The organism is Empedobacter sp. ULE_I140, assembly GCF_053482575.1.
Map to the genome: position 1 here is coordinate 480,300 of NZ_JBQMTX010000001.1, position 26,390 is coordinate 506,689.

The window sequence follows — 26,390 nt, forward strand, 5'->3', positions numbered from 1 at the left end:
TTATGAAAATAAAATACATCTTAATCTTATTACCTTGTATCATTTTTGCTCAAAATAAAGGGGATAAAAGAGATAAGAATAAAGTGAAAAATACTGAGATTGTCGAAACAAAAAATGAACAAAAAACTGTAGTTGTAAATTCTAAAGATAAAGAAGAATTAGAAAAACTGAAAGTCGAAAATAAACAGTTAAAAGATATTTTGACAAAAGTAAATTCAAAATATTTTATTTCAACGTTTAACAATTTTTATTCTGATGATTATTTCAAAACGCAAGGATTTAAAATTTTAAAGGAAGAAGATAAAAATACGATTAGCCAAGCACAATTAATGGTAGAAAGTATTTTAGCAGCAGAAGATAAGAATTCAGAAATTTATAAAAGAGCTGAAAAATCAATTGTTTTTACAGATTATCTAAAGGCAATGGATGAAGTTTATACAGATATTCTAAAACAGAAATACGATTCGGTAAAAGTTTCGTCTGCGATTGCAAGACTACATAATTTACCAACATTTGATAAAACATCAAAAGTAGAAGTAGATAAAAACTCTATAACTGAAGCTTTGGTTAATTATAAAGATAATGCGTGTAATGCGACAGAAGTTATAACGAAAGTACAACAAGGGGTTATAAAATCAGGTATTTCTATTGCTACGTTCAAATCGAAGGATTTTGATAATATTATCGCTAAAAAGAAAACGGAAGAACCAATTATTAAATTTAATGAATTAATGAATGAAGATAAGATGTTCAATCCATTTTTAGTAGATAAGATTAATGATGTCAAGAAAAATCCTACATCGTTTAATCAATCCACTTTTATTGAGGAGAAATATTGTCAAGATAAAACGAAACCTTTGGTTGAAGAAGCTAAGAAAGAAGAATTACCGAAATAAATAATACAAAAAAGTCTCTCTTATTTTAGAGAGACTTTTAATTATCTTTTGGGGTTACTTCCATATTTATTATCGCCATCATCACTATTTCCAAAAAGTAAAAATAACCCATAAAAAGGGATTAAGTTAAACCAACCACTGTTACCAATATCGTGACTACGTTTTACAGATTGTGCAATCAAAATCCAAAAAAAAGGAAGAAATAATAATCCAAAAAATATAATTATTGGAGAATCATATGGGGATTCAGTAATCATAACTGAATAGGTAATATAAAGTATTGAGTAGATTAAATTGGTTAACCAATATTCAGTTCTCCTGATACGTCCTTTTAAAGAAAATGGGTTTAAAAACATAGTTAAATTTTATACTGATAAATATAAAATAAATTATTTAATTTTAGAGAAAATACAACACTAAATAGACAAAAATATGCAACCAGATATATTGACGTATAATCAAGTATTTCAGAGTAATAAACTTGATTTTTTTTCATCATTAACCAATGTTGAAATTTTACATTCAGAGAACAATTATTTATTGTTTTCAGGAGAAGAAACCTTACATGTAAAATGTAAAATAGATGGAAAAGAATGTATCTTAGTTTGCTTCACAGATCTGAATAAAAATGCTGAAAATAGATACAAAAGTTTAGCAAAAATAATCGGAAATTATAACCTTAGTTTTATCCCAAAATTAGAGTTTAAAGAAAATGAAATTAATATCAATGGTAAAACCTCTTCTGTTGTTTTATTAGATGATCAACAATCTATTTCATTAGATACTTATTTTGATAATATTTCTTTTTTGCCAGAATTGGTATCAAAACTTCAAAATGATCTAAAAGATTTATCTTCTCAATTAAAAGTAAAGCAATTTGCACATGGAAATTTAACATTCAAAACAATTAGAGTAAACGCTAATAATGAATTAGTATTGACGTTTTTAGACGATTTATACATTCCAGAGTTTGAGACAACTAATATTAATAAAGATTCTTTTGTCAATTTACATAACAAAGACTTGGCGTTTTTTGCAATGATTCTAAGTGCATTAGAAATTGCTAAAACTGATAATTCAATTCAGTCTAATAATTTAATTTTTACATTTAATTCGCAAGATTTAAATCAAATTGAAAATTCTATTGCTTATTCATTAATCAAGAGTTATGAGAATCAAGCAGCAAATAATTACCTTGATTTTGAAGCTTTAGTAGAGCCAGAAAAAACAGAAAATCAAGTTTCAAATGATCATAATGCTGAAGATTATCCGGTACAAAACTCAGTACAAAATTTACCAGAAGATACCCGCTCAGATGAAAAAGTACAGAAAATTGTCATTACATCTTCGCCAACAGGATCAACAGTACGAGATAGTGAGTACGAAGTTTTTGGCAGAACACCTTATACGTTAGAAATTAAAGAAAGAGATCATCCTTTTCAAATTATTGTTACAGAGAAAAGTAATATCAAAAAAATTGATATTTATTATGGAATGAATGATGTTTTTGTTGATTTTAATAACTCAGCAGTGACTAATGAAGTACCAAAACCTAAAGAAGTCGAAGACTCATCTGAATATGTAGATACAACTCAACGTTCTGTTTTTTGGTGGTATGTTGGATTGTTATTTGTAGCAATGATTATAGTTATTTTGTACAATAATGCAGTGTTTTCAGATTTTTATGTTCGAGATAATTCTGAAGAAGAATCTATGGTTATTGATTCTCTGGCGGCATATGTTGACTCTGCTGCAGCGGTTGTTGATTCTGTAGTCGTAGATGATTCTACACCTAATCAATATTATTATGATGATTCTGTTGTTGATTCTGCAGTAGCTGAAGTTGATCCTTCAGTTATTCTAGTAGATTCTTCGGTTTATTATTATGATGGTTACTAAATTATAGAACAAGATGAAAATTCAAGTTAATTCTTTTCCAGAAGGAGCAATTATACGAAATGAGAATTTTGATATTATTGGTAAAACCCCAAATTTTATTGATAAAGAAGATTTTCTAAATCAATCTATAAGTATAAATTACGGTGATGATTCAAAGAAAATGATCATTACAGAAGAAACACAGTCTGTTTTTGTAGAATTTGAGAAAATAGAAGAACCAATAATTACAGTTCAACCAGAAGTAGAAACTCAAATTGTTAATCATTCAGTTACAGAAGAATCTGTTACAATTCAAACAGAAGAAAAGAGTAAATTTTCAAAAAATAGTTTAATTTGGGTAGCACTTGTTTTGTTTCTCTTAGCGATTGGTGGAGGTGTTTATTTCTTGTCGAATTCTAAAAGCGAAATTCCTACAATGGATATCCATCAACAATTAACAAGTGAACAATTTAGTAAGATATCAAATGAACAAAAAATTGAACATTATTTATATTTTGAAGATCAGAAAAATTATCAATACTTAAAATCACTTTTTGATTTAACTAATTTACATTATTGGGAAGTTGACGGAATTACAGAAACGATGTTAAATACAGCATTTTATAATGGTTCTGCCAAGATCCAAGATCCAAAAAATGAAATTCTTTCAATTAGTAAAGAAGGTGAATTTTATAAAGTAGATTTAAAATATACCTATACAAATAAAGACAATGTCCGTGTAGAACGATTTCCATTTATTTATATTCGATTCAATGAAAATGGGCTAATTAATTACATAGACAATAAATTATAAACTAAACATGAAAATTAGTATAAATTCTGTTCCAGAAGGAGCAATTGTAAGGAATCAAAATTTTGATAAAATAGGAAAAACGCCTTTTGAAATTGATAAAGAGGATTACTTAGGACAAAAGATTTTCATTAATTATGACGGAATAATCAAAGAATTTGTCATTAATGAAAACACCAACTTTATTGAAGAATCTTTTAGAAAAACAAGTATTCAAAATGAAGAAGAAGTTTATACCAATGATAGTTCAACAATTGATTCGTTAAATCCAAATACCCCATCATCTAACAACAAATTGTATATGATCGGTGGAGTTGTAGCCTTATTATTTTTATTAGGTGCAGGTTATTGGTTTTTAAAATCTGATAAAAAAGAACAACCAATTTCTGTTTCTCAAGAACAAATACAAGATTCTATATCAACTCAACCAATGGAAAATTCGGTAGAATTTCCTGATCAGAATGAAACGAAAACGGAAGCAAAAAAAGAAGAGGTAAAAACTCCAGAATTTGCAAAGAAAGTTGAAATAGAAAAACCAATTGTGGTTAATGAAGCTCCTGTCAAAAAAGAAGTTTCGTTTTCCGAAGATCAAGCAAAAGCAATTCTTCAAAAATCTATTTCTTTTGAGAATAATAAAAATGGAAATGGTTTGAGTGATTTATTTTCTTCAAAAATTTCAAGATATAAAACGAAAAATAACCTTTCAAAAAGTCAATTAAAATCGATTTACAACGATTGGTGGTCGAGTATAACGTATGAAGAAAAAGAAATTTCTTCGATTAATAAAATTGCTGATAATACCTATAAAGTAAAGATTAATCACAACTATCAGGTTGATGGTGGAAGCGAAAAAAATGTGATTTATTACGGTATTTATAAATTTGATAAAAATGGTAAAATCACAGAATTATACATTGATTAACAAAATAACACAATAAACTTATGAAGACAAAACAACTATTTTTATACCTAGCAATTGGGACATTGGTTTCGGGTTGTAATGAAATTAAAGAAAAAATTGGAGGAGGATCTTCTGAAAATATAATCTCAGAAAATACCCAATTAAATTGTGATTACAACAATTTATCCAATCAATTTAACGTGAAATTTGTGATCAATAAAGATCCCAAAAAAGCAACAGCTGGTGTAGATTATGCGGTTCAGATTTTAGATAAAAACAACAAAGTTTTGAAAACAATTGTTTCTCAACCTAGTATTTCAACGGATGAATTGGATAAATACAAGATCTGTGATCAAGTGAAATCCTTAGCAACAAAATATAATTTAGCGAAGAGTTTTGACATAGAATCTTTTGATGGTAATGTAGTTGTAGGAGATTTTAATTTTGATGGAAAAGATGATTTTGCGGTTTATAACCGTAAACAAGACAACAAAGCATATTACAATTATTATTTACAAGATGCGAGTGGCGAGTTTAAGATAGATAATTTTTTGTCTGATGATACCGATTATTTTAGTAAAAAATATGATGTGAATGGTAAAACAATTGTTATACAAGATAAATCTGCTATAAAAAAATATGCATACAACAACAATTCCTGGACAATGACAGAAGAAGTAAATGACCCTTTTCCGAATGCTCCAGAAAGAGGTTTAATTACTAATTTTAATAGAGGAGAAAACTCGAAAATTATTTCACTTTATGATTCTAATTTTAAAAAAGTTGGGAATGTAGAATTTAATCAATGGGAAAATTTTGCTTCAAAAAACAGTAATAATGTTTTAGAGGTTAAAGAACTTTATAATAGTGATACTAAAATTTCTTCATTGGTTTATAAATCTAAAAATGGCTTGTTTCTACAATTAGATGTTTCTGGAACATATTATGTTAATGCATTAGAATTAAAAAAATATAATTTCAAACCAGAGAGTTTTATAGATTACTTTGTAAATCATGAAATGTATATTTCTCCAAATGGAATAGTTATGAATGTGAGAAAATCACCAAGTTCAAAATCAGAATTAATCGGACAAATTCACCCAGATATAGGTAATTATTACGTTGTTTTTACTGGAAATAAAAAAGGGCAATGGGCTGAAGTGTCTGAAATTATTTTTCCAGAATCTGATTATTATATTCTAAACTATACTACAGGTTGGATAAAAATTATAGGGGATAATGGTTATCCTAATTTTAATTTCAGTAATTAATTATTATTTAATGAATACGAAATTTCTAATATATGTAACTATTTTTCTTTTGATTACAAGCTGTAATAATGAGAAAAATGTAAGTGAAGTAGTTTCAGAAAACACCCAATTAAACTGTGATTATAACAATTTATCCGATCAGTTTAATGTAAATTTCAAAATTAATCAAGATAACAACATTGCAAATGGAGCGATAGAATTTGTTGTTCAAATTACGGACAAGAAGAACAATATCCTAAAAAAAATTACAACACAACCTAAGATAATAGCTTCAGAAATTAATTTTTACAAACAATGTGACCAAGTAAAATCGTTGTCCAAAAATTATAATATTTCAAAACAATGGAGTGATAAATTATATGACGGAAACATTGTAGTTGGCGATTATAATTTTGATGGAAAAGATGATATCGCAATATATCACAGCAAAGAAACTGATCGAGAAATATTTTTTTACGAATACTATTTACAAACAGATCAAGGTGATTTTGAACGGGATAATTTTCTTTCAGACAAATTTCATTATTTCGGCAAAAGATTTGATCGAAAAAATAAATTATTGATAAATGATGAACACGTTATTATTGATAAATACAAATATGACTACGGTTGGATAAAATTAGTAGAAGCTGTAAGTCCGAATATTGAATCGTCTTTTTATATGGTAAGTGTTGCTGCAGTAAAAACTGAATCGGATGCAAAAAACGAAGTAATAAAGCTAGAAAATAAAGGTTATCAAGCAAATTATTTATGGATACCAGATTATGCTTCGTTAAGTGGTGCTAAATTTTACAGTGTTTATATTGGACCATTTTCTACACAACAAGAGTGTGAAATAGCAACAGAAGAATACAGGAAAAAAGATAAAAATGCCTATGGACTTTTGGTCTCGCAAGAACCTAAAAGAGTTCAAATTAATGGAGTCGGAAAAGTTACTGTAACCAATAATTAAATAAAATATAATTCTATGAAAAATATAATTCTACTTACAGTTCTTTTTGGAGCAACGGTTTCTTGTTCTAATAAAGAAGACCAAAAGGTAAAGGAGTTGGAGTTAAAAGTAAAAGAACTTGAGCTGCTAAAACAACAAAGCGAATTAGCAGAAAAAAATAGAAAGGTTAACTCTAATGCGCAATATGTTGCTAATGAGAAAAAGAAATTAGACGAAGAAAAGCAGATTCAACAACAAGCGATGCAAGAGCAAGAAAGTTCAGCTTCTCATATTCAGCCTTATAATCAGTATAGAGTAATTGCAAGTGATCGTTATCCTGCACATTTTTATAATTCGCCAAATTTTAATGATAAACGAAAAGCAAGATTTACAACAAATGAAATTGTTTATGTACAAGAAGTTGTAAAAGATTTTGCTTATGTAGAGTTTACAAATTCGGAGAACAAAACATCCAAAGGTTGGGTAGAAACGGCTTATTTACAATAAATGCAATTTAATTTGAATAGATTTTTAGAAGCCCAAGAAATAGATTTTGAAAGAGCTTTACAAGAGGTGAAGAATGGACGAAAAATTTCTCATTGGATGTGGTTTATTTTTCCACAATACAAAGGACTTGGCTCTAGTGAAACGGCTAATTATTATTCTATACAAAGTTTGGACGAAGCAAATGAATATTTAAATGATTCGACTCTTGGAGTTAGATTAAAGCAAATTACAAAAGTGTTGATAGAAAGTAATGAAACAAAAATTGAAAATATTTTTTACTTTCCTGATAATCTCAAATTAAAATCTTGTATGACACTTTTTGCATTTATTGAAAAGAATGAAGACAATTTATTTACGTTGGTTTTAGATAAATATTTTAACGGAGAATTAGATTCTAACACACTAAATTTAATTATCAAATAAAAAATAAGAGGCTTATTAGCCTCTTATTCTTTTATATTTCCTTCGAAGAATTCTCCTTCTTCAGTTTTACCATTTGTTTTTAGTAATTTTCCTTTTCCATGAAAAAGATTGTTTTTAAAGAAACCTTCGTATCGATCACCGTCAGTAAAATACATAGTTCCTCTTCCGTTCAACACGCCTTTTAAGAACATTCCTTCATAACGATCGCCGTTTTTCCATTTAAAAACGCCAAAACCAGTCATTTCGTCATCTACAATATCACCTTCGTAAGAATCTCCATTTGTAAAGGTATAAACACCTTTTCCTGTATGTATTTCATTCGGAAAATATCCCTCTAACACTCTTCCGTCAGGAAAATAAAACTTACTTGTTTTGAAATTAGTTGATGATTTTTGAGCAATTTCAGGTTTCACTTTTTCAGGAACACTATCCGTTATATATTCATCATCAGAAAAAGTTACTTTTGGGTTATAAAAATCATATCCAGGTGTTGGTTTTTTTGTAACAAAATCAAAATATTCATCTCGTTGAAAAGATAAGTTATCATCAATGTCAGAAAAAGTATTATCAGCAATATTAGTATAAAATGCAGGAAAAGGTTTGGAATCATAATTATACGCAAAACCTTCTATAAGCTTCAAATTATCATTATGTTCATACATTTTTATAGTATCAGCACCATAATATAACCCTACAATCATCGGAGTGTTTTCAGCGATTTTAGTATTAAATGTGACCGTTGGCTGTGGATTAACAGTTTTGCTACCGATCACTAAAAAACCATCTTTGTCTGTTGTTACATCAACTAGATTAATCTTGTAATACAAATAGTTCTTAGTATCATCTTTGTCGTCTTGTTTCACAAAAACAAGTTGATAACCGTCTAAAGAATAATTGGGTTGAGCGCTTTTTAATTCTATAAAAATTTCAGCATTATTATTTTTTGTTTTCATATCAAATTCATTAATATGAACTTGTCCAAATAAAAGGCTTACTCCTAGAATAGGAAGTAGTGTAAATATTTTTTTCATGATTATTTTATAGCGGGATTAATATCAAGAATTTGCTCTTTTTTATATTGATTAATAAATTCTGGAGTAAAAGATTGACTTCCTGCTAGTTTTTCTGTTTTTAAAATGGTATTTAAATCTAATTTAATGTAATCTTGAAGCATTTTTTGAGAAAGTGGTTTGTATGTAAAATGCCAAGGTTCGTACTTAAATCCTTTTCGACTTGGATTATTCGTGTAAACTAAATAAAAACCATATTTCTCAGAATTTTTATCCAACCATTCTTTGAATTTTTCCATACTTCCACCTTTGTTAAAGTGTTTTTCATTTAGTGGATCCGTAGGAATACCAGTTGTAGAGTGTATTATATCTAAATCTGTTCCCCAGTGATGTCTAGAAGTTCCGGGAATTGTAGAATATTCTATAATTTTCTGAATATTTTTTTCAGGAGTTAAATCCTTGCTATTTGAATTGTATTTTCTGTTCCAAATTCCATTCTGATAATCAAAATTCCTATAACTAGAAATAACATGTATATTAAAACCTGCTTTTTTAGCCTCAGCTTTCATTTTGTCAAAAGCTTTTGCAGCTTCCGGCAATAAAGCATAATTATCTTTCCTTACTAAAGTAGGATTTCCTTTACCTATTAACTCTTCTTGATTTGTAGTTAATTTTGTTTCAGCTTTTTTAATTGTATCAGCTAATTCTTCATCCAAAATAATTTCAGAACTGTCGACAGAATTATTGTATAAGTTTGTTTGTGTTTTTTCTTGATCTTTTTTTTCAGATTTGTTACATGAAAAAATAAACGGAAAACATATAAGTGTGTAAAATATTTTTTTCAAATGATTTAATTATAATTATTTAACTAGGAACAAATATATTAAATAATATACTGGATATCCCCCTGAATTTTCCAGTGTAAGTTAAGCTACATTTTTTAAAAATTGTAAATTATTATTAAACTCAAAAATAGTTTTATAATTCAAAGCTTTATGTCTTCTATTTCTGTTATACCAAATTTCAATATACTGAAAAATTTGTTTTTTCATTTTCTCTCTTGTAATTAATTTATTTCCATAAATCATTTCAGTTTTTAACGATTTAAAGAAACTCTCAGCCACAGCATTGTCCCAGCAATTCCCTTTCCTTGACATGCTACGGATAACACCATAAGAATCAAGCGTATTTGCAAACTTCTTTGACGCATATTGTATTCCTCGATCAGAATGAAATAGCATTCCTTTTTTAATCGATCTATTCTTTATAGCCATACGCCATGCTGATAAAGTTGTATCTTCAGTACTCATCGTATTGCTCAAACTCCAACCAATGACCTTTCTATCATATAAATCGATAATTGTTGTTAAATATAAAAATCCTTCTTGAGTTTGAATATAAGTAATATCTGATACCCATTTCATAGAAGGTTTTGAAGCGTAAAAATCTCGATTAAGAAGATTATTTACAGTTAAATAATTATGTTTAGAATTTGTTGTAACTCTAAACTTTTTACTTAATTTACTTCTTAAACCAAGCTCTTGCATATATTTAGCAACTGTTTTAACTGATATTCTGTAACCTAAAGCATTTAATTCTGAATGAATTCGAGGACTTCCATATCTCTGCTTGAATTTAAAATATAGATACTTTATTTTATCTAGCATCAAATTTTTTCTCAAAAGTCGATTGGAGCAACCTTTATTTTTCCATTTATAATAGCTGCTGGAGTGGATTTTTAAGATAATACACATTTTCTCAATCGGAAATTGGCAATCGTGATTCTTTATAAATCTATATTTCATCGACCGTTCTTGGAGAAAATGCTGATTGCTTTTTTTAAGATATCACGTTCTAATTCTGCATCTTTAAGCTTTCTTTCTAATTCAACTATTCGCTCCTGTTCTGGCGTTAGTTTTAAATTACCTTTTCCTGGAAAACTATTGGATCCGTATTCTTGATAATCTTTGCGCCATTTGTATAATAAGGAGGCTTTTATTCCAAGTTCCCTTGCTAATTCCGATATATTACTTCTTTCATAACTCAATTCTACCGCTCGTAATTTAAATGAAGCATCGTAATGATTTTTTATTCCTTTCATAATTGTAAGATAAGTATTATATACCTTTTCTTACTCTGGAACTTTCGTTAGGATATCCATTAGCCGGATTTACGTAATCAGTATACCCTTTACCGAAACACATACTGCATTTTTTGGTTTCGTAAATTCTCCCATCATTTCCTCTTTGATATTCTTGATTAGAATGTGTATCTATTCCATTATTATATTTGTCTTCAACTTTATCAATTAAATCATGTACTTTCTTTGTATATTTTTTGCCACAATTTATGCTACATATCTGTGAAGTATATGGATCTGATTGAGGTCTCCAAACTCCATCGGATATTTCTTTATAACCATTATGTGTAAATGTTTTGTGACAGATGCTACAAACTGTTATTTTTTTTGAAACTTGTTTATTAATTTCTGCACTATCATAAACATTTTCAATAGTAGAATTTTTTGTGGTATTAAAATTAGATTTAGGTTTTGTTAAACCAATAATCATTACTGGAATTAGAATTAAGAGTATTATAAAAACAACTATAAACTTATTAAACATAATTTTTTTATTTAACAATATATTATAAAGGTAAATGTTATTTTTCAATTTTTCATAATTTTAGCATAACTATATGAAATTTTAATTGGTTAGAAAAATTTAAATATTTACCCCCTCCCTCCGTATCCGCTTATATAGCCCTCCCTCCCTCTAAACGTATAAAGGCACTGCATGTTGCTTCAAAAATTTTTTAAAATTTTCCGGATTCTGAAATCTTAGATGTATCAAAATCAAGTGGATTAATCAGATTTTATAAAAAATTATTCTTTTTCTAAATTGATCATTTTAAAACATTGATAAATAATGAATTATTGTATGTATAATTAATGAGTAGAAAATAATGGATGTTATTTTGGCTTAATTAATATCGTTTATTAATAATATATAATCATTAATAATATTCTGAATGTAACGTATTGATAATTATTAAAAAAAGCATAATAACAATAATACTTAAAAGTAAAAAAAATAACTACATTTGTATAAAATTTATCTATATACATTATGAGAAAAATATTTATTTTAAGTCTTTTATTACCATTCGCTTTAAGTAATGTAAATGCACAAAGTTTAGAGGATTTAAGGTTTGGTGTTACTGGAGGTTTAAATTTGAGTAACATGACAAATTTTGATTCTAAAGCTTCATTTCATTTAGGATTAAAAGCGGAAAAATCTATTACGGAAAATGTCTTTATTGAAGGTTCAGTACTATATTCTGCAAAAGGAGCTAAAATGGATTTTGGTGATTTAGGTTCAAATAAAATTAATGCTAATTATATTGAAGTTCCAATTCATATTGGATATGTTTATAATATTAATCCTGATTTGGATTTAAGAGGTAGTGTGGGTACTTATTTCGCTTATGGAATTGGAGGTAAGATGGAAGTAGCAGAATCGGATTGGTATTATGATAGCTATGTAAATACAAAGTATGACACTTTTTCTGATGATTCTGGTTTAAAAAGATTTGACTTAGGTTTAGGTTTTAAAGCAGGTGTTGAATATAAAAATAATTATCAATTATCTATCGGCTATGATTTTGGATTAATTGATACTTATAATAAATCTAAGAATGAAGAAGATTATGATGTAACAGGAACATTAAAAAATAGCAATTTTAAAGTTTCGGTAGCTTATATGTTTTAATAGCAAACCCTTTAGTAAAAAAATAAATTACTAAAGGGTTTTATACTTTTTAAAATCACTGTTTATAAGTGTTTAAGCTGTTTTTACTAACATAATATGGTAATAGTTAATCTAATATTTTTATTTTTAATTTAGGAGGGAAACCTATATGTTCTTTAAATGTATTTTCCATGATTAATTTTACTTCATCTAAATATTTCTCTGAAATCATAACACAATCGTGTATAGTTATTATTTCTATATTTTTATTGTATTTTTTTATATTGTCAATTAACTTAAATAACATAATTGAAGCTTCTATATGGAATAGATAATGTGCTAAAACCTTGTTACAATTTTCATATGGTGGATAACCATATTTTTTTATCCATGTTTGATTATTTTTTAATTGATTTAGTATATAATGAATATGTGGATATAATTCTTTTAATTTTTGTTCTACTTTCGGTTTAGTTCCTATTTCACAAAAGAAAAGACTGAGTATATCGCTTTTTTTTAAATCACTGCCAGTAGTAAAGCGTTTATAAAAATTATTATCAAGAATATCCACATAAACATGTTTTAATTCTGTAATTAATGGTTCGATAATTTCATTTTTGGTATAATAATTAATATTATCTTCAAAAATCTCTTGATATAATACTAAATTATCATTTTCAATAATTAGATTTTTTAATTTAGTATTATACATTAAGCTGATAATAAATAAATAGGGAATACAACTGCCAATATCTAATTCAACCAGATTTTCCTCAGATTTATTCGTAATTAATTTTCTGTATTGTGAAGATAAATTAGTGAAATTTGTATGAAGTCTACCGTCAGTTTTATCATTTAAGCTCATCCATCTTTTTCCGTTGTGATAATCAAATAGAGATATTAGTGATGAGTATTCTGAAATAATATTTTGACTCATTAATTTATTTGAAAGTTTATCAAAATTGATATCGAACTTAGTTAGAAAATCATTTTTTAGTTTTTTTAGTTTCTTGTCAATTATTTTCCCTTTGATCGATATTGTGCAGTTTTTTTTTATATTATTAATGATTGATAATCTTGAAAGATCAATAATTTTATATCCGGAATTAATATAAGTATAGTTCATAGAATAACTAAATGATTTTCCATTTTTATATTCATTTCTAAATAATAAATTATCATAATTCAAATGTTGATTAGTAAGAAATTTCATGATCTTATGATAATCACGATCAATAGATTGTAATAAAGTTGATGGTAAATCAATATACACATCGTTAAATATAAATTGATTGGTATTTACATATTTATTTTTTTCTTCTTGATTTTTAACATTTAATCGATGAATTGTTGAATAGAATATTAGATATAAAATATAATAAATAGATTCAATTCTTAGCTTTTTTATATCGAAATCGTACTTTTCTAATTTTCCAGTTATGCTATTTAGAAATTGATTGTTAGATGCAATTATTATTTTTTCGATATCGATTTTATTGGGTATAAAAATCTTTTTCATATTTAATTTTTTTAAAAAAGGCTCCAAATGGAGCCTTTAAATAATCTAGTTTAGTTTTTTTATCTGATCAATTATTGTTAATACCTTTTCAATGTTTTCATCTTTGATAAATTGAGTTTCATGATTCAAATAATCTCTAAAAAGTATTTTATAATTGACGTCATGACTTACTACGTATTCAAGATTCGCTTTATTAAGATTATTGAAAACAAACCATAAGTATTCATCATTCTTTAGATCATCAATAATAAATGGTATTACCTCTGCCCAAAATAAATTATGTGTAGAACAATAATATTCTTTTTTTCCATTACTGTTTGTTATAGTGAATTCCGGATTTTCACTCACTAATAAATCAATTATTTCAAATGTTTTTTTATCATAATTAAAATCAATTTTATTTAAATCATTTCTTTCTTGATTTAGTTTTATTCCAATTTCTGAAATGATTTCGTTATAATCCTGAAATGATAGTTCACTTTTATTTATCAAGTAATATTGATATGTTTTTTGAATAACTTGATAAATTGGATTGTCTTCAGTAATAATGGTCTTTGAAAATCCATAAACCTGTATAAATCTTTTTAAAAATGAATAATGAACATATTCCGGATGACTTATTTCAATCCTATTTATATCAGTTATCGTTGTTTTTAATATTTTGTATTTTTCAAGTTCAGTTATTAATACGTAATCATAATAATTTATTAAATAGTCAATTTCATAAGTTTTATTCACCAGATAATTTTTTGCTGCCTTTTTAAATTTATTGATAAAGAATCTTATTTTTCGATTATCTAATCCTTTTAATTCGATATCCTTAAAAATATATTTTATAATAAACTTCAGATTATTGTCTTCACAATACTCTTGATAAAACTGATCAAAATTCGATGTTTTCTTTAAGTTTTTTAAAGCATAGTCAATTAATTCAAAAATTCCATTTAAATGACTATTAATAATTAAGCTATTTACTTTTGTGACAAGTGGTAGATTACGTTTAAGAATTTTAAAACCATACAATGATTTATCATTTTTTAAAGAAATTTTATCATTAAAGTTCATGTTATGATAATTGTTCACCATAAATTGAGCTAAATAATGACTACTGCCAATAAAAACATCTTCATGTTTATCTATTACAAATAAATCTAAAGCGGAGTTCAATAGTTCTTTAAATAAATTAAAATCAATATTCAGAGTTTCTATTATTTCTGAATATGCATTACTAGCAATTAAATTGCTGTTTAATAGTTCATTAAATTGATCTTCAGAAAGATTCTCATATTCAAATATGTCGTTTTCGTTCTCAAAACGTTCAACATATCCGGATATACAAATGAAATTTGATATAAGTTTTTTATCTCGAGCCGAGATTAGAATATCGTCTTGATCAACTATTGAAAATTGATGAAGAAATTCTTTTAAAACGTTAGCAACTGTAAATTCTAAGTTTTCTATTTGCTTACATACTACGTAAGACTTTTCATTTAAAATACTCATAAATATATAAATTTGAAAGTTACATTTTGGGCATGAGAAGCCCTGTCCAGATTATCATTATTGATATTGGATACTTTTTTAATTATTAAAATTCAGTTTAATAAAAGGTCGTTTAAACCAATATAAGTGAGGTTAGTTTAATTTATTACTTAGAAGTTTCTGTTCGATTTCAGAGCGTAAGTAATAGCGTTTGTTACCCAGTCCGTACTGAGAAATTATTCCTTTAGTTGTCCAACGATAAAGTGTGCTTAAATCTATTTTTAAGATTCTTGCAGTTTCTTCTCGAGTAAGAAATTCAACTTCCATTGTCAAGATCTCTTTTTGTTGGTTAATAGTTTTTTCTACTATTGTTTTGATCTTTATAATAAGATCATCTGCGTCTACATTGTAGAGTGTTAATGTGTTCATAACTGTTTTCTTAATTTGTTGATGCAAAGATTTATCAAAAAAAAATGTGGAAAGCTAAAAACGCTTTCCACACTTTTTAAATAATTGTTAAACAGGTGTTTATTTTTTATTCTTAAGAAATAAACCTAATTTTTTTCGGGGAGTTCCTTCCATCTCTTTTCTCATTAGGCTATTAAGATTTTCGATATAAGATTCAGCTATTCTTTTATATGAAGGAGATACGGACTTAACTAGGTATGATTTTCTTACTGTTCTATTAGTGCAACCTAGTAAGTCAGCTATAAAATCTTCAATTTTACTGTCTTCAATTTGATAATTGACTTTTAGTTGATCAATTATTCCCATTTTTTCTAACATGTAAATCTTTAGAGCAAAATCACTGTCGACTTTTGAATCGAATTTTAGATTATTAAATGATTTTTTGGTTTTAAATTTTTTCTTTAAAATTTTTACAACTTCATTTTTGTGATATAAATGTTCGTGAAATTTATTAAAGTCAAAAAAGCTATATTTTTCGATATCATTTTCCCAGTTATTTGAATTATATTTTTTTAAAAAGCTGGTGAAATAGAAGTTTTCATTTAAAAAGTCATTGATATAATCATCTACTAAAATATAATCGACAAATATTTCATTAGTATACTCTTTTAAAATATTTTTAATATTAACTTTAGTAACGGTAGCATCTTCCGACTTTATTTTTTTTAGATATCTGGCTACTAATCCGTATAGTTCATATAAATATGAAATTAAAGATTTGGTTGAATCAGTATCTTTTCTGTTAATTTTAAAATCGAGCGGTTTACTAATATTTCTAACGGATAGTTGATAACTTTTTAGAATTGCTTCAGCATTATTTATGGAGTATTCTTCTTCTAGTTCAGATAATATTGTTAGGTGTGAAATACTTTTTTCGTTAAATAAAATAGCTTCTTTTAAAAATTTACGTTCGTTATAATCTTCATTTTGAATAAGCCATTGATTTAATTTAGAAGTGTAATTAAGCTCTAAATCACTAACGTCTTCAAAATTATATAGTTCTTTTTTATTAATCATAGATTATTTTGTTAGGAACTTATTTAGTAAGTATGCAAAATTTATTGTTTTATTAATTTCATCGTGTGGAACTAATAAATAATACCAAGGTTTACTACCGTTTTCTAAATTGTATTCGGTTGCGTATTTACAGTATGTTTTTGCTGCATCTGCTTTTTGCAGTACATCTGAATCTTGCATTTTATCTTTAGATTTTGGTTCTATCATATAAATAGCATCTTCGGTTTCTACTACAAAATCGGGTTCGTAACGTTTAGAGTTGTTATCCCAATAAATACGGAATTGATTGCTTGCAGGTCTTAACCACTTTATTACACTTCTATCATTTTCAAGTACAAATGCTAATTCTTTTTCTGTGTTTGAATCAAACTTATATTCAAAATGACATGCTTTTTCAAAACCTGTAAATACATACTTTGGTACTAAACTAACAGGTGAGATAGTATCTCTATAATCTTTAAAACCATTAGATGCTAACGCCGAAAAATTATGTGATTCTATTTTGGTAAATGGTAATACGTTTGGTTTTTCGTAATTGCTGTATTCGATTTTGAAATGGTTTTTCATTTGAAGGTAGATACGATCTGCAATGGTTTTCTTAAACTGAAATACTGCTTTCTTCATATCTTTTTCATCTGAATTACTTGCTTCAATTGCGCTAAAGGCTTGCTTTGCTAGTTTATGTAATAATTCAGCATTATCATCATAATCTACATCCGAATAATTTAATAATTCTACAATGATATTATTGATAGGATTACCATAATTACCACTAGAAACAGCTCTAAGAGTTTCTATATCTTTTTTATCAGATAGACTTTGTCTTAAAATTTCATCATCGAATGCTTTAAGCTGAAATCCAGAAATATCTAAATCAAAATCTTCAAAATAAGCATGAGCATCCCCTTGAACTAAGTCCATACGAGGAATTTCGATGATTTGTTTTTTGTAATTAGAAACTACTGTTTCATATATTGTTTCTGCTTCCTTTACAATATCATCTACAAATAAATTTCCTTGTCCTTGATTGAATGTCTCTTTTAACTGCTCAATAACTTTAGCTTTAGCTTCAGGTTTAGCAAAATCTTCAACTTTCTTTATCTCTGGAATTTTATTTAATGTAGGTAAAACAGAAATAATAGCCTTTTTAGCATCAACTTGATTTTGGGCTGTCTGTTTTTCTTGTACATCAACAATAGCATCAACTTTTGCTTGCTCTTCTTCAATTTCTTTTTCAGCTTTCGATACAGATGTTGTAGCAATAGTTTTCTCTTTTACTTCATCTTCATCAAATTCAATAAATGAAATCTTATTAAGAATAGATTCTGGATTTTGAGCTTCAGCAATAACTGCATCAAAATTATCATGAGCGATTACCGTTAATTTATCTATATTAGCTTCCCCTGTACGCTTACCACCAAAAGGCAAACGCAATCCACGACCAATCGTTTGCTCAATTAAAACTGATGCATTTGCAGCACGTAAAGGCACAATTGTGTACAGGTTAGAAACGTCCCAACCTTCTTTGAGCATATTCACGTGAATAACAATTTCTATCTCGTTCTCTGGATTTTCTAACGAAACAAATAATTGCTCTATTTCTTCATCTTTTTTAGTAGAAGAATCGATTTGTAAAACTTTACCGATGTATTGCCCATCGTAAAAAGTAGATGAGTTGATATAATCATAAACCGCTTTAGCATGGGTAATATCTTTACAAACCACTAAAACAAAAGGTTTTACGACTTTTTGATCGTTATTTAGTGCGTATAATTCTAGATCCGTTTTGGTTTGTTGGTGAATAGAAATGGCATCTTCTAACTTCACTTGCTCTATTTTTTCTGAACTTTCACCTTTTGGATCGAAGTTTTTACGTTTAGCAATCGTAGGATTTTTAACATACAAACCATCTGCTAAAGCTTTGGCTAAGGTATACTCGTAAACAATGTTTTTGAAAGGTTTTCCCTTTTCATCAATTGGTGTAGCAGTTAATTCTATACCTAATACAGGATTTAGTTCATCTAAGGCTTTTTTAGAAGCATCTGCATGGTAACGATGGGCTTCATCCATCAAGACAACAAGATCATCTAAAGATGATAAGTGCTTCCAATACGATTCGCCTAAATATTCTGATAAACGTTTCATTTTAGGAGCTAAAGCAATACCTTTCGTTTTAGAGCCTTTGTTATCTGAATTAAATTTAGAGATATTGAAAATATTGATGCGTACTTCTGATTCGCTAAACAAAGCCCCTTGTTGTGCATAATTATCACCTGTGATTATTACTGGACGATTGTGTACAAATTCAGAAATTCCATTAAAAACGTATTTAGAATAAGCAGGATCTCCAAAATCTTTGATTAGTTTTTCATAGATCGTTAAGTTAGGTGCTAAAATAAAGAAATTCTTAATTCCTTTGGCTAAATACAAATACGATATAATAGCTCCCATAAGACGGGTTTTTCCAACTCCTGTAGCAATGTTATGCGTGATTGAAGGAAATGCTCTCTGAAAGTCCGTACACGATGGATATAAGTCTTTAATGACTTGCAAATCTTCTTGTACAGTTGTGCTTCTTTTTGATTTTTGTAGAGTAATATGATCTGCAACGGTTGCTGTAACTTCTAACGCTTCTGCTAGCGGTAAACGTAACGATAAGCGTTGCTTGATCTGATTTATAGTGTTTTGATTCATGTTTAATCAAATAATGTTTTTTGGTTATTTTCTTTTGGTTCTACTACTTCCTCATCATTTTCAATTTCTTCTTCTACATCGTAGTCTTCTTGGTTATCTTCTTGTGGTAGATTGACAATATTTAAGCTATAATCATCTCTACCAAACTCACAACGATCTAATAATAGTTGAGGTATTTTTTTGATGGTAATGTTTGGAAACTTGTTTTTACATTCCGCTTGGAATGCTTTACAACAAACTAATAAACTTTCTCCTGCTTGCATATCTTCTGCAATAGCTTCTAACTGCTGAACAGTCAAAAACTGTGTGGTAGTGAAAATAAAATCTTGCTCTGACGAGTTGCCTTGTTTCCAGAATTGAGTTTCGCTTGGGTTGTATTTAAAACCTTCTTGTTTTGCCATTGCAGCGGCTAACATATCGGCATTGTACTCATCAGACATAATCCATTGCCCAAATTGGTCTTTCTTTAATAAACTTGGTGCTAACGTATAAAACTTAAAACCTCCGCCACCTTGCCAATTGATTGCTTTAGAGATACCGCCTTGCTCGCCATCAACCACTTGTTTAAGACGTGGATAGCAATGTGTAATAGCGTGTTCTCCTAACTCAATACCAATGTATTTACGCCCCATTTTATGAGCCACAGCAGCCGTTGTGCCTGAACCTAAAAAAGAATCTAAGACTAAATCACCTCGATTTGTGGCAAGATGAATTACTCTTTCTATCAGTTTTTCTGGTTTTGGAGTAGCAAAAACACTATCAGAATTAAATACTTTAGCTTCTTTTTTAGCATCTTGATTGTGACCAACCTCTTGGTACGTCCATAATGTCATTGGAGTAACACCGTCTTTTACTTCCGACAAAAATCTTTTTATACGAGGAACACCATCTCCTTTTGCTCCAAACCAAATTCTATTATCAGCAACATATTCATCAAACCTTTCTTTTGACAATCTCCAACAATAACCATTTGGAGGCAAAACTTTTCTACCAGATGGCGTTGTAATTTCATAAACTTTGGATTCTACTTTAGGACCTACTGATAAATCGCCTGAAGTCCAAGGACCTCTACTATCATTATCTAGGTTCTTATATGATTTAGTTGCATCTGCCGAGCGTGGGAGTTTATTTAATTCGAAGCCTAATGAATTTTTAGCATAAACTAATATTATATCATGACTTCTAGACAATGTTTTTTTAAGATTAATTGGTGAAAAAGCTCTTTGCCAAATAACCTCATCGATAAAATTTTTCCTGCCGAAAACCATATCACATAATACTTTTAAATAATGACTTTCATCAGAATCAATAGATATCCAAACAGAGCCATCATCTGCTAATAAAGTTCTTAAAATCTCTAAACGAGGTTTCATCAAACTTAACCATAATGAATGTTCAATACCATCATCATAATGATCGAAAGCATTACCAGTGTTATAAGGAGGATCTATATAGATGCACTTTACTTTACCCGCATAGTCTTGTTCTAGGGCTTTTAATGCCAATAGGTTGTCGCCATGTATCAGCATGTTTTCGGTGTTTGGGTCACCGTATGAGTATTCTGGGTTTTCTATTAAAATACGAGGTTCTAGCTTCGGTTCATCACCTTTGCCTATCCACGTTAATTCTAATTTTTGTAAGTTTTTATTTTGAGCCATTTGTACTACTATATTCTTTATTTTGTTGTTTTCAATACTTTAATGTATTGATTTTTATTGTTTTATATCTACAGAGGGAAGTTGATTTCCTTCTGTGCGTTTATCTGTATTGTTCCCTAAGTTTATCTAAAGTTTGTCTAAAATTGGAAAAGTTTGTCTAAAAATATTCTTTGGTTACTCATTAGATAAACTTAATACCCAAATAGGCTTTCTTGTAGAACCCTGATTAACAATAGAATAATCCTTATTATGCATTGTCTTTTTCATTGCTTTACATCACCTAAGTATCCCAAAGTCTATTCCTATCTTTCCTGAGTTTTCCTGAAATATTCTCTTTTAAAATACTGAAAATCACTTATTTGTATTTTGTAATTGTTAAACAAACCCCTTTTCCCTTTCCTAATCGTACCCTAAGTTCTTTCCTGAGCTTTCCTAAAATATTTTATTGCAAAATGCTGAAAATCATTTATTTGCATTTTATTATTATCTGATAAATCTCTTTTTTCTTTCCTAAACCTTTCCTAGTCTTTCCTAATTTTCACCCATTTTGATTCCGTACGAGAGCCCACATTGTGAATGCTATCCTTCATGCCCTGTAATAGGTTGTCTATTTTCTTTTTTCTTTGCTTTTCATCCAAATAATCAGGGAGTTTATCCATCAACAATTGATTAATTTCTGATCTTGAAGCAAATCCATGATGCTCAATATGCTTTAAAACAAATGACTCAAGCACTTCTTTATCTAATCCTTTATTTCGGGTATATTCGGCTTTTCGGTTGGTCAATTCTGCAATTTTTGCCGATATAAAATAATTAGGTTTTCTGCCGTCAATCAAGCCCTTGGTGCGCAGCATTTTGGCTGCAGCATCTGTAATAGGTGTTTTTTTCTGTATTCGATCCAGTAAAATCACTTGTGTAAGGTCTAATCCATCTTTATTTTCTATCAGCAATTTTGAATAATTTTCGTCAATAGAATGACCATATATTTCTAAAATGACTTCGTTTCCCTTAGACTTGCTATAATCAGGTAATGGAAAATATCGCTCTTTTTGGCTTTTCAGCATTTTGAAAATACCATAGCCCATTGAATCTATCATATTCAGATTGACCATAGCTTCTACCAACCATTTATTACGGTAATTCTTAGGTGTTTTCTCACCTAAAAAATAATCCTCAGCATTTCCTTCAAAAAAACCACCTGCATTTTCAAATATCAATTTGTTTATTTTTTCAGTAACTATAATTCTAGAATTTAAACTATAATCTTGATGTGCAATACAATTGTTTAAAGCTTCTAAAATACTTTCGTTATCGTATTTAGGTACTTCAATAGAAATTAATTGATTGGTTGGAAAAAACTTATAGTTGACATTTCTGATCTTAGCTAATACCTCATTTACTGCTAGAAACAGTGGCATAGAAAAATGCTCGTATGCTTTTTCTTCGGTATCTAATTTCCAAGTGATTTGAGCTACTTTAGGAGACAATAAATGTGATGCTTCTGATTTACCCAATAATATTAAGGCTGTATTAGTGACCTTACCGTTAATGGTTACTTTAAGTTTATCGAGAAATACTTCATTAGTCCAATTGTCTATTTCCTTATAAAAAGACTTGTTTTTGTTTTTTTCTTTATAAATATCTCTTGCTTTTTGAATAGAGTAAGTATCTAAATCTTCTAAAGTGGCATTAGGTACGATTTCTGCTGACCAATCAATATGAGAATTTAAAATTGCTCTCATACGATCTGGATATTTTTTTAATTCAGTAAGACTAGAAGCTACTCTTATATAGGCTTCATTTTCAAAAGAAACAGGGATATTTTGAGCAGCAGATATTTTAAATATTTCTATTTTATTACCATCATAATCACAAACAAAATGCTGAAAATGTACCGAAGGACTTAGGTTTCTACGAATGTAAAAATCTAATTCACTCCCTTTCTCTTTTTTATTGAGGTAATTATAGTTTGTACCTACAATATCCAGTGTTTCATCTTTAATTCCAAAGACTAAATAACCAAAAGGCACATTATTATAATTAGCAGCGTTGGCTAACCCAGAAATGTATTTACCCAAGCGTTGTGCATCTGTCGCATCGCCTTGTTTAAATTCAAGCCATTCTAATTCTTTGCCTTGTTGGAGCAATTCATTAACTAATGTTATTAATTCTTCGTTTGTCATATTAAAGAATTTTAAAACGAATTGCAAACAATTCCGTTTCAGTTATATTTTGTTCTAAACGTTTTTCTGTTTCAGAAAGTAGGTTTTCTTTCTTTTCATCTACCTCATCTTGTGCTAAATATAAACGTCTACGCTTTTCAGATCTCTTATTTTCAAGCTCTTTAATCGTTCTTTGAGCTTTCACTTTTTCATCTAAATTCAAGATTTTTTTAGCCTCAGCTTTACGTAGTTTTATTTCGGCATCTAAGTCTTTTACCTCTTTATCTAAACTAAGTTTCATATCATCTGCCCATTGATCAAGTTTATCCATTTCTTCATCAAAAAAATCATTATTTTTCATTGCGTTAGTACTGATGATTTCTTGACAATTGGCAAAGTGAATTTCTTCAAGTTTTTGTGCAAATTCAGGATCAAGTGAAACTCCTCCTTCTTCAGTTCCGTCCAATGAGAATAATTTTAGAGCCATATCAGATTCTAATACTGTTCCATCATCTAAAATAGCTGAAGCAATGATGTAATCTTCTTTTTCAAAAGAATCAATTTCAAGTTTAACAATTTTCATCCAACCTTCTTCATCTATAAACTGTTCTAAGTAACTAATTTTAGATTTTGAACTAGAAAGATTAAATGATATTTTTTGAGTTGGCGTTTCTAATATAGAAGCTTCTTGAATAATTTGTTGCGCTAATGGATGACCAATTCTGTAAATATTAGTATGTTCCGGAACTTCATTCTTTTTTCCTTTATCATCTGTTCTCAGTAAAATATATTTCCCTTTATTGATATTAATGTCATTAAAAGGATTTTTCTTTAGTTCGAATGAAAAATTATCATTGAATGTAGCATTATCAACTAAAACAAAATTGGTTAGTTTCCATAATTTTTCCTCAAATTTTGATAATGAATCAGTAGTTTCTAATAAATTAGCTTTTAGTTTTGCACTAACTTCTCCGTCAAAATTCTCTAGTAAAGTAGTTTTAGCTTCTAATATTTTTTCAGAAATTTGCGGTTTTAAATCTTCTTGTAATTCATCAAATGCCGCTTTTATTTCTTCAGGTTTACGGCAGTTTTGGTAAATCATTGCAATACGTTTTTCAAAATCAACGCCACTACCAATTGCTCCTAAAACCTCATCAGAAGCTCCAAAAACGCCATCAAATAATTGAAATTTTTGTTCTAATAATTCATATACACGGATGTCAGCTTCGTTCTTTTTGTTTAAAAAGTTAACCACTACAACGTCATGTTTTTGTCCGTAACGATGACAACGACCAATACGTTGTTCAATACGCTGAGGATTCCAAGGCATATCGTAATTAACAATTAAGGAACAGAATTGTAAATTGATTCCTTCAGATGCAGCTTCTGTAGCAATCATTATAGTAGCTTCGTTTTTAAAATAGTCTACTAATGCAGCACGCATATCAGCTGTTTTAGATCCAGTGACTTTATCTGAACCTTTATTCTTTTGAATCCAATTTTTATAAATTTCTTTTGACTTAGCATCATTGTTCATTCCGTTAAACAATATTACTTTGTCTTTGTATCCTCTTTTTTCTAATGTTTTATATAAGAAATCTTGAGTTCTTCTACTTTCTGTGAATATTAATGCTTTTTTATTTGCACCAAGATTTTCTAGTTCTTTGAATCCTTTATCAAGTGCTGTAAAAAGGTGTTCCGCCTTTGAATTTTTTTGAATTTTTTCAGCTAGGTTTCTATATTGCTTTAATTCATCTAATTCCTTCTGGATGTTAACTAAATCTTCAGGTGAATAAACCACATCCGAAATATCATCATCATTGTCGTCATCCCATTCGTCCTGTAATTCATCAGTCGATTCGTAATCTTCATCAATTTCATCAAACAAATCAGAATTCAATTCTTTAATTAAAATACTTTCAAGTCGATTAACTAATGTGTTTAATGTTCCGAAAATAGCATATGATGAGGATGCAAGTAGTTTACGAAGTATTAATGTCATTAATTGACGTTGACTATTCGGTAGTGCATAAAGTTTTGGTCTCTGTAAATATTCAGAAACTAGATCATATAAATCTTCTTCTTCTGGTGTAGGAAAGAACTCTTCACAAATTGGTATTCTATTCGTGTAGTTTATGTACTCCAATACTTGTTTGCGTAATGTACGATGACAAACAGGTTGAATACGATTTCTTAAATCCTCAAGATAATCTTCATCCAGATTACGTGAGTACTGCTCTTTAAAGCTTTTTAAATCTCCAAAAACATAATCATCAATAATTGAAACTAAACCAAACAATTCTAATATAGAATTCTGAAGTGGTGTTGCTGTTAATAATACTTTTTTATACGGGTGTAAAGCCTCCTTAATAGCGTTTGCTGTTTTATTTGCTGGTTTGTATACGTTACGAAGTCGGTGTGCTTCATCAATAATAACTAAGTCCCATTTTGTTTGTTTGATGTATGCATCTTTAGTTTTAGCAAACTGATAGGAACAAATGATGATTTGATCCTCTTGGTTGAAAGGATTCAAATTACCTTTTTTTATTTCATCGTTAAAAGATTTAGATTCAAGAATTGTAGATGGTAAGAAAAATTTGTCTAGAAGTTCTTGATTCCATTGTTTGCGTAAATTCGATGGAGAAATAATTAATAATTTTCTTTTTCGTTCAGCCCACTTTTGTGATAATATGATTCCGGCTTCAATTGTTTTTCCTAGACCAACTTCATCAGCTAATATTGCACCTTTTGATAAAGGAGATTGGAAAGCAAATAAAGCCGCATCAACTTGATGAGGATTTAAATCAACTTGAGCATCTTGTAATGAAGCTACGAATTTCCCTACACTATCTGATGGTAATCGTCGCGTTAAATCATGTGCAAAATACTTTGCATGGAAGTTAGTTGAAATCATGTATTTATATCTAAGATTGTAAAGATACAAATAGTTGTATTTTAAATTTTGTTTTCTTTAAGCTTTATTGATTTTGTTTTATGTAAATTTTGATCCTCT

The 26,390-nt window shown here is 28.4% G+C and carries 23 protein-coding genes; 9 read left to right on the plus strand and 14 right to left on the minus strand.

What is annotated here, in order from left to right:
• Window positions 1-2 precede the first annotated feature (2 nt).
• A complete protein-coding gene (locus ACTS9J_RS02235; RefSeq protein ID WP_291095401.1) occupies window positions 3-896 on the plus strand; it encodes a hypothetical protein in 894 nt (297 codons plus the stop codon).
• 41 nt (window positions 897-937) lie between these two features.
• On the opposite strand, the gene ACTS9J_RS02240 is transcribed toward ACTS9J_RS02235, so the two are convergent.
• Entirely contained in the window at window positions 938-1,252 is a 315-nt protein-coding gene (locus tag ACTS9J_RS02240) for a DUF805 domain-containing protein (protein WP_291095399.1), read from the minus strand.
• Window positions 1,253-1,328: 76 nt separating this feature from the next.
• On the opposite strand from ACTS9J_RS02240, the gene ACTS9J_RS02245 reads away from it, so the two are divergent.
• From ACTS9J_RS02245 to ACTS9J_RS02275, 7 genes are read left to right on the plus strand one after another with little or no spacing between them, the layout of a single operon-like run.
• A complete protein-coding gene (locus ACTS9J_RS02245; protein ID WP_291095397.1) occupies window positions 1,329-2,795 on the plus strand; it encodes a hypothetical protein in 1,467 nt (488 codons plus the stop codon).
• A 13-nt stretch (window positions 2,796-2,808) separates the two neighbouring features.
• On the plus strand, window positions 2,809-3,588 hold the full coding sequence (locus ACTS9J_RS02250) for a hypothetical protein (protein ID WP_291095395.1): 780 nt from the start codon (window positions 2,809-2,811) through the stop codon (window positions 3,586-3,588).
• 7 nt (window positions 3,589-3,595) lie between these two features.
• Window positions 3,596-4,507, plus strand: a complete 912-nt coding sequence (locus ACTS9J_RS02255) for a hypothetical protein (RefSeq protein ID WP_448352784.1) — start codon at window positions 3,596-3,598, stop codon at window positions 4,505-4,507.
• A gap of 20 nt (window positions 4,508-4,527) precedes the next feature.
• Entirely contained in the window at window positions 4,528-5,757 is a 1,230-nt protein-coding gene (locus ACTS9J_RS02260; RefSeq protein ID WP_291095391.1) for an XAC2610-related protein, read from the plus strand.
• Between the two features lie 10 nt (window positions 5,758-5,767).
• On the plus strand, window positions 5,768-6,709 hold the full coding sequence (locus ACTS9J_RS02265; protein ID WP_177190303.1) for an SPOR domain-containing protein: 942 nt from the start codon (window positions 5,768-5,770) through the stop codon (window positions 6,707-6,709).
• Window positions 6,710-6,724: 15 nt separating this feature from the next.
• Window positions 6,725-7,195: a hypothetical protein gene (locus ACTS9J_RS02270; protein WP_092908567.1), complete on the plus strand. Its 471-nt coding sequence runs from the start codon at window positions 6,725-6,727 to the stop codon at window positions 7,193-7,195.
• Window positions 7,196-7,618, plus strand: a complete 423-nt coding sequence (locus ACTS9J_RS02275; RefSeq protein WP_092908568.1) for a DUF1810 domain-containing protein — start codon at window positions 7,196-7,198, stop codon at window positions 7,616-7,618.
• A gap of 23 nt (window positions 7,619-7,641) precedes the next feature.
• On the opposite strand, the gene ACTS9J_RS02280 is transcribed toward ACTS9J_RS02275, so the two are convergent.
• The 5 genes from ACTS9J_RS02280 to ACTS9J_RS02300 form a co-directional block, all read right to left on the minus strand.
• On the minus strand, window positions 7,642-8,649 hold the full coding sequence (locus tag ACTS9J_RS02280; RefSeq protein ID WP_092908569.1) for an MORN repeat-containing protein: 1,008 nt from the start codon (window positions 8,647-8,649) through the stop codon (window positions 7,642-7,644).
• A gap of 2 nt (window positions 8,650-8,651) precedes the next feature.
• The gene (locus tag ACTS9J_RS02285) at window positions 8,652-9,473 is read right to left on the minus strand and encodes a M15 family metallopeptidase (protein WP_291095383.1); all 822 of its coding nucleotides are present in this window, start codon (window positions 9,471-9,473) and stop codon (window positions 8,652-8,654) included.
• A gap of 81 nt (window positions 9,474-9,554) precedes the next feature.
• Window positions 9,555-10,433, minus strand: coding sequence for an IS3 family transposase (locus ACTS9J_RS02290; RefSeq protein WP_448352785.1), 879 nt, complete (start codon window positions 10,431-10,433; stop codon window positions 9,555-9,557).
• On the minus strand, window positions 10,430-10,729 hold the full coding sequence (locus ACTS9J_RS02295; protein ID WP_125388334.1) for a transposase: 300 nt from the start codon (window positions 10,727-10,729) through the stop codon (window positions 10,430-10,432). Before ACTS9J_RS02295 ends, ACTS9J_RS02290 begins: the two co-directional genes overlap by 4 nt.
• A gap of 16 nt (window positions 10,730-10,745) precedes the next feature.
• On the minus strand, window positions 10,746-11,300 hold the full coding sequence (locus tag ACTS9J_RS02300) for a hypothetical protein (protein ID WP_332565858.1): 555 nt from the start codon (window positions 11,298-11,300) through the stop codon (window positions 10,746-10,748).
• Between the two features lie 456 nt (window positions 11,301-11,756).
• Between ACTS9J_RS02300 and ACTS9J_RS02305 the strand changes: the two genes are divergently transcribed.
• On the plus strand, window positions 11,757-12,398 hold the full coding sequence (locus ACTS9J_RS02305; RefSeq protein ID WP_332565859.1) for a porin family protein: 642 nt from the start codon (window positions 11,757-11,759) through the stop codon (window positions 12,396-12,398).
• Between the two features lie 106 nt (window positions 12,399-12,504).
• On the opposite strand, the gene ACTS9J_RS02310 is transcribed toward ACTS9J_RS02305, so the two are convergent.
• The 8 genes from ACTS9J_RS02310 to ACTS9J_RS02345 form a co-directional block, all read right to left on the minus strand.
• Complete coding sequence (locus ACTS9J_RS02310; RefSeq protein ID WP_448352786.1) at window positions 12,505-13,896, minus strand: hypothetical protein; 1,392 nt, start codon at window positions 13,894-13,896, stop codon at window positions 12,505-12,507.
• Between the two features lie 45 nt (window positions 13,897-13,941).
• Window positions 13,942-15,399, minus strand: a complete 1,458-nt coding sequence (locus ACTS9J_RS02315; protein WP_448352787.1) for a hypothetical protein — start codon at window positions 15,397-15,399, stop codon at window positions 13,942-13,944.
• A 132-nt stretch (window positions 15,400-15,531) separates the two neighbouring features.
• Window positions 15,532-15,807: a helix-turn-helix domain-containing protein gene (locus ACTS9J_RS02320; protein WP_092906493.1), complete on the minus strand. Its 276-nt coding sequence runs from the start codon at window positions 15,805-15,807 to the stop codon at window positions 15,532-15,534.
• A gap of 99 nt (window positions 15,808-15,906) precedes the next feature.
• Window positions 15,907-16,863, minus strand: a complete 957-nt coding sequence (locus ACTS9J_RS02325; RefSeq protein WP_448352788.1) for a hypothetical protein — start codon at window positions 16,861-16,863, stop codon at window positions 15,907-15,909.
• A gap of 3 nt (window positions 16,864-16,866) precedes the next feature.
• The gene (locus tag ACTS9J_RS02330; protein WP_448352789.1) at window positions 16,867-19,557 is read right to left on the minus strand and encodes a DEAD/DEAH box helicase; all 2,691 of its coding nucleotides are present in this window, start codon (window positions 19,555-19,557) and stop codon (window positions 16,867-16,869) included.
• A gap of 2 nt (window positions 19,558-19,559) precedes the next feature.
• Entirely contained in the window at window positions 19,560-21,215 is a 1,656-nt protein-coding gene (locus tag ACTS9J_RS02335) for a site-specific DNA-methyltransferase (RefSeq protein WP_448352790.1), read from the minus strand.
• Window positions 21,216-21,736: 521 nt separating this feature from the next.
• Entirely contained in the window at window positions 21,737-23,398 is a 1,662-nt protein-coding gene (locus ACTS9J_RS02340; RefSeq protein ID WP_448352791.1) for an RNA-binding domain-containing protein, read from the minus strand.
• A gap of 1 nt (window position 23,399) precedes the next feature.
• Window positions 23,400-26,291 carry an SNF2-related protein gene (locus tag ACTS9J_RS02345; protein WP_291096183.1) on the minus strand — a complete coding sequence of 964 codons (2,892 nt, stop codon included), beginning with the start codon at window positions 26,289-26,291 and terminating at the stop codon, window positions 23,400-23,402.
• Window positions 26,292-26,390: the final 99 nt, after the last annotated feature.

What these genes read in the sequence shown, in the direction of transcription:
- ACTS9J_RS02235 (WP_291095401.1), top strand. Translation starts at nt 3, where the DNA reads ATGAAAATAAAATACATCTTAATCTTATTACCTTGTATCATTTTTGCT.
- ACTS9J_RS02240 (WP_291095399.1), bottom strand. Translation starts at nt 1,252, where the DNA reads ATGTTTTTAAACCCATTTTCTTTAAAAGGACGTATCAGGAGAACTGAA.
- ACTS9J_RS02245 (WP_291095397.1), top strand. Translation starts at nt 1,329, where the DNA reads ATGCAACCAGATATATTGACGTATAATCAAGTATTTCAGAGTAATAAA.
- ACTS9J_RS02250 (WP_291095395.1), top strand. Translation starts at nt 2,809, where the DNA reads ATGAAAATTCAAGTTAATTCTTTTCCAGAAGGAGCAATTATACGAAAT.
- ACTS9J_RS02255 (WP_448352784.1), top strand. Translation starts at nt 3,596, where the DNA reads ATGAAAATTAGTATAAATTCTGTTCCAGAAGGAGCAATTGTAAGGAAT.
- ACTS9J_RS02260 (WP_291095391.1), top strand. Translation starts at nt 4,528, where the DNA reads ATGAAGACAAAACAACTATTTTTATACCTAGCAATTGGGACATTGGTT.
- ACTS9J_RS02265 (WP_177190303.1), top strand. Translation starts at nt 5,768, where the DNA reads ATGAATACGAAATTTCTAATATATGTAACTATTTTTCTTTTGATTACA.
- ACTS9J_RS02270 (WP_092908567.1), top strand. Translation starts at nt 6,725, where the DNA reads ATGAAAAATATAATTCTACTTACAGTTCTTTTTGGAGCAACGGTTTCT.
- ACTS9J_RS02275 (WP_092908568.1), top strand. Translation starts at nt 7,196, where the DNA reads ATGCAATTTAATTTGAATAGATTTTTAGAAGCCCAAGAAATAGATTTT.
- ACTS9J_RS02280 (WP_092908569.1), bottom strand. Translation starts at nt 8,649, where the DNA reads ATGAAAAAAATATTTACACTACTTCCTATTCTAGGAGTAAGCCTTTTA.
- ACTS9J_RS02290 (WP_448352785.1), bottom strand. Translation starts at nt 10,433, where the DNA reads ATGAAATATAGATTTATAAAGAATCACGATTGCCAATTTCCGATTGAG.
- ACTS9J_RS02295 (WP_125388334.1), bottom strand. Translation starts at nt 10,729, where the DNA reads ATGAAAGGAATAAAAAATCATTACGATGCTTCATTTAAATTACGAGCG.
- ACTS9J_RS02305 (WP_332565859.1), top strand. Translation starts at nt 11,757, where the DNA reads ATGAGAAAAATATTTATTTTAAGTCTTTTATTACCATTCGCTTTAAGT.
- ACTS9J_RS02310 (WP_448352786.1), bottom strand. Translation starts at nt 13,896, where the DNA reads ATGAAAAAGATTTTTATACCCAATAAAATCGATATCGAAAAAATAATA.
- ACTS9J_RS02315 (WP_448352787.1), bottom strand. Translation starts at nt 15,399, where the DNA reads ATGAGTATTTTAAATGAAAAGTCTTACGTAGTATGTAAGCAAATAGAA.
- ACTS9J_RS02320 (WP_092906493.1), bottom strand. Translation starts at nt 15,807, where the DNA reads ATGAACACATTAACACTCTACAATGTAGACGCAGATGATCTTATTATA.
- ACTS9J_RS02325 (WP_448352788.1), bottom strand. Translation starts at nt 16,863, where the DNA reads ATGATTAATAAAAAAGAACTATATAATTTTGAAGACGTTAGTGATTTA.
- ACTS9J_RS02330 (WP_448352789.1), bottom strand. Translation starts at nt 19,557, where the DNA reads ATGAATCAAAACACTATAAATCAGATCAAGCAACGCTTATCGTTACGT.
- ACTS9J_RS02335 (WP_448352790.1), bottom strand. Translation starts at nt 21,215, where the DNA reads ATGGCTCAAAATAAAAACTTACAAAAATTAGAATTAACGTGGATAGGC.
- ACTS9J_RS02340 (WP_448352791.1), bottom strand. Translation starts at nt 23,398, where the DNA reads ATGACAAACGAAGAATTAATAACATTAGTTAATGAATTGCTCCAACAA.
- ACTS9J_RS02345 (WP_291096183.1), bottom strand. Translation starts at nt 26,291, where the DNA reads ATGATTTCAACTAACTTCCATGCAAAGTATTTTGCACATGATTTAACG.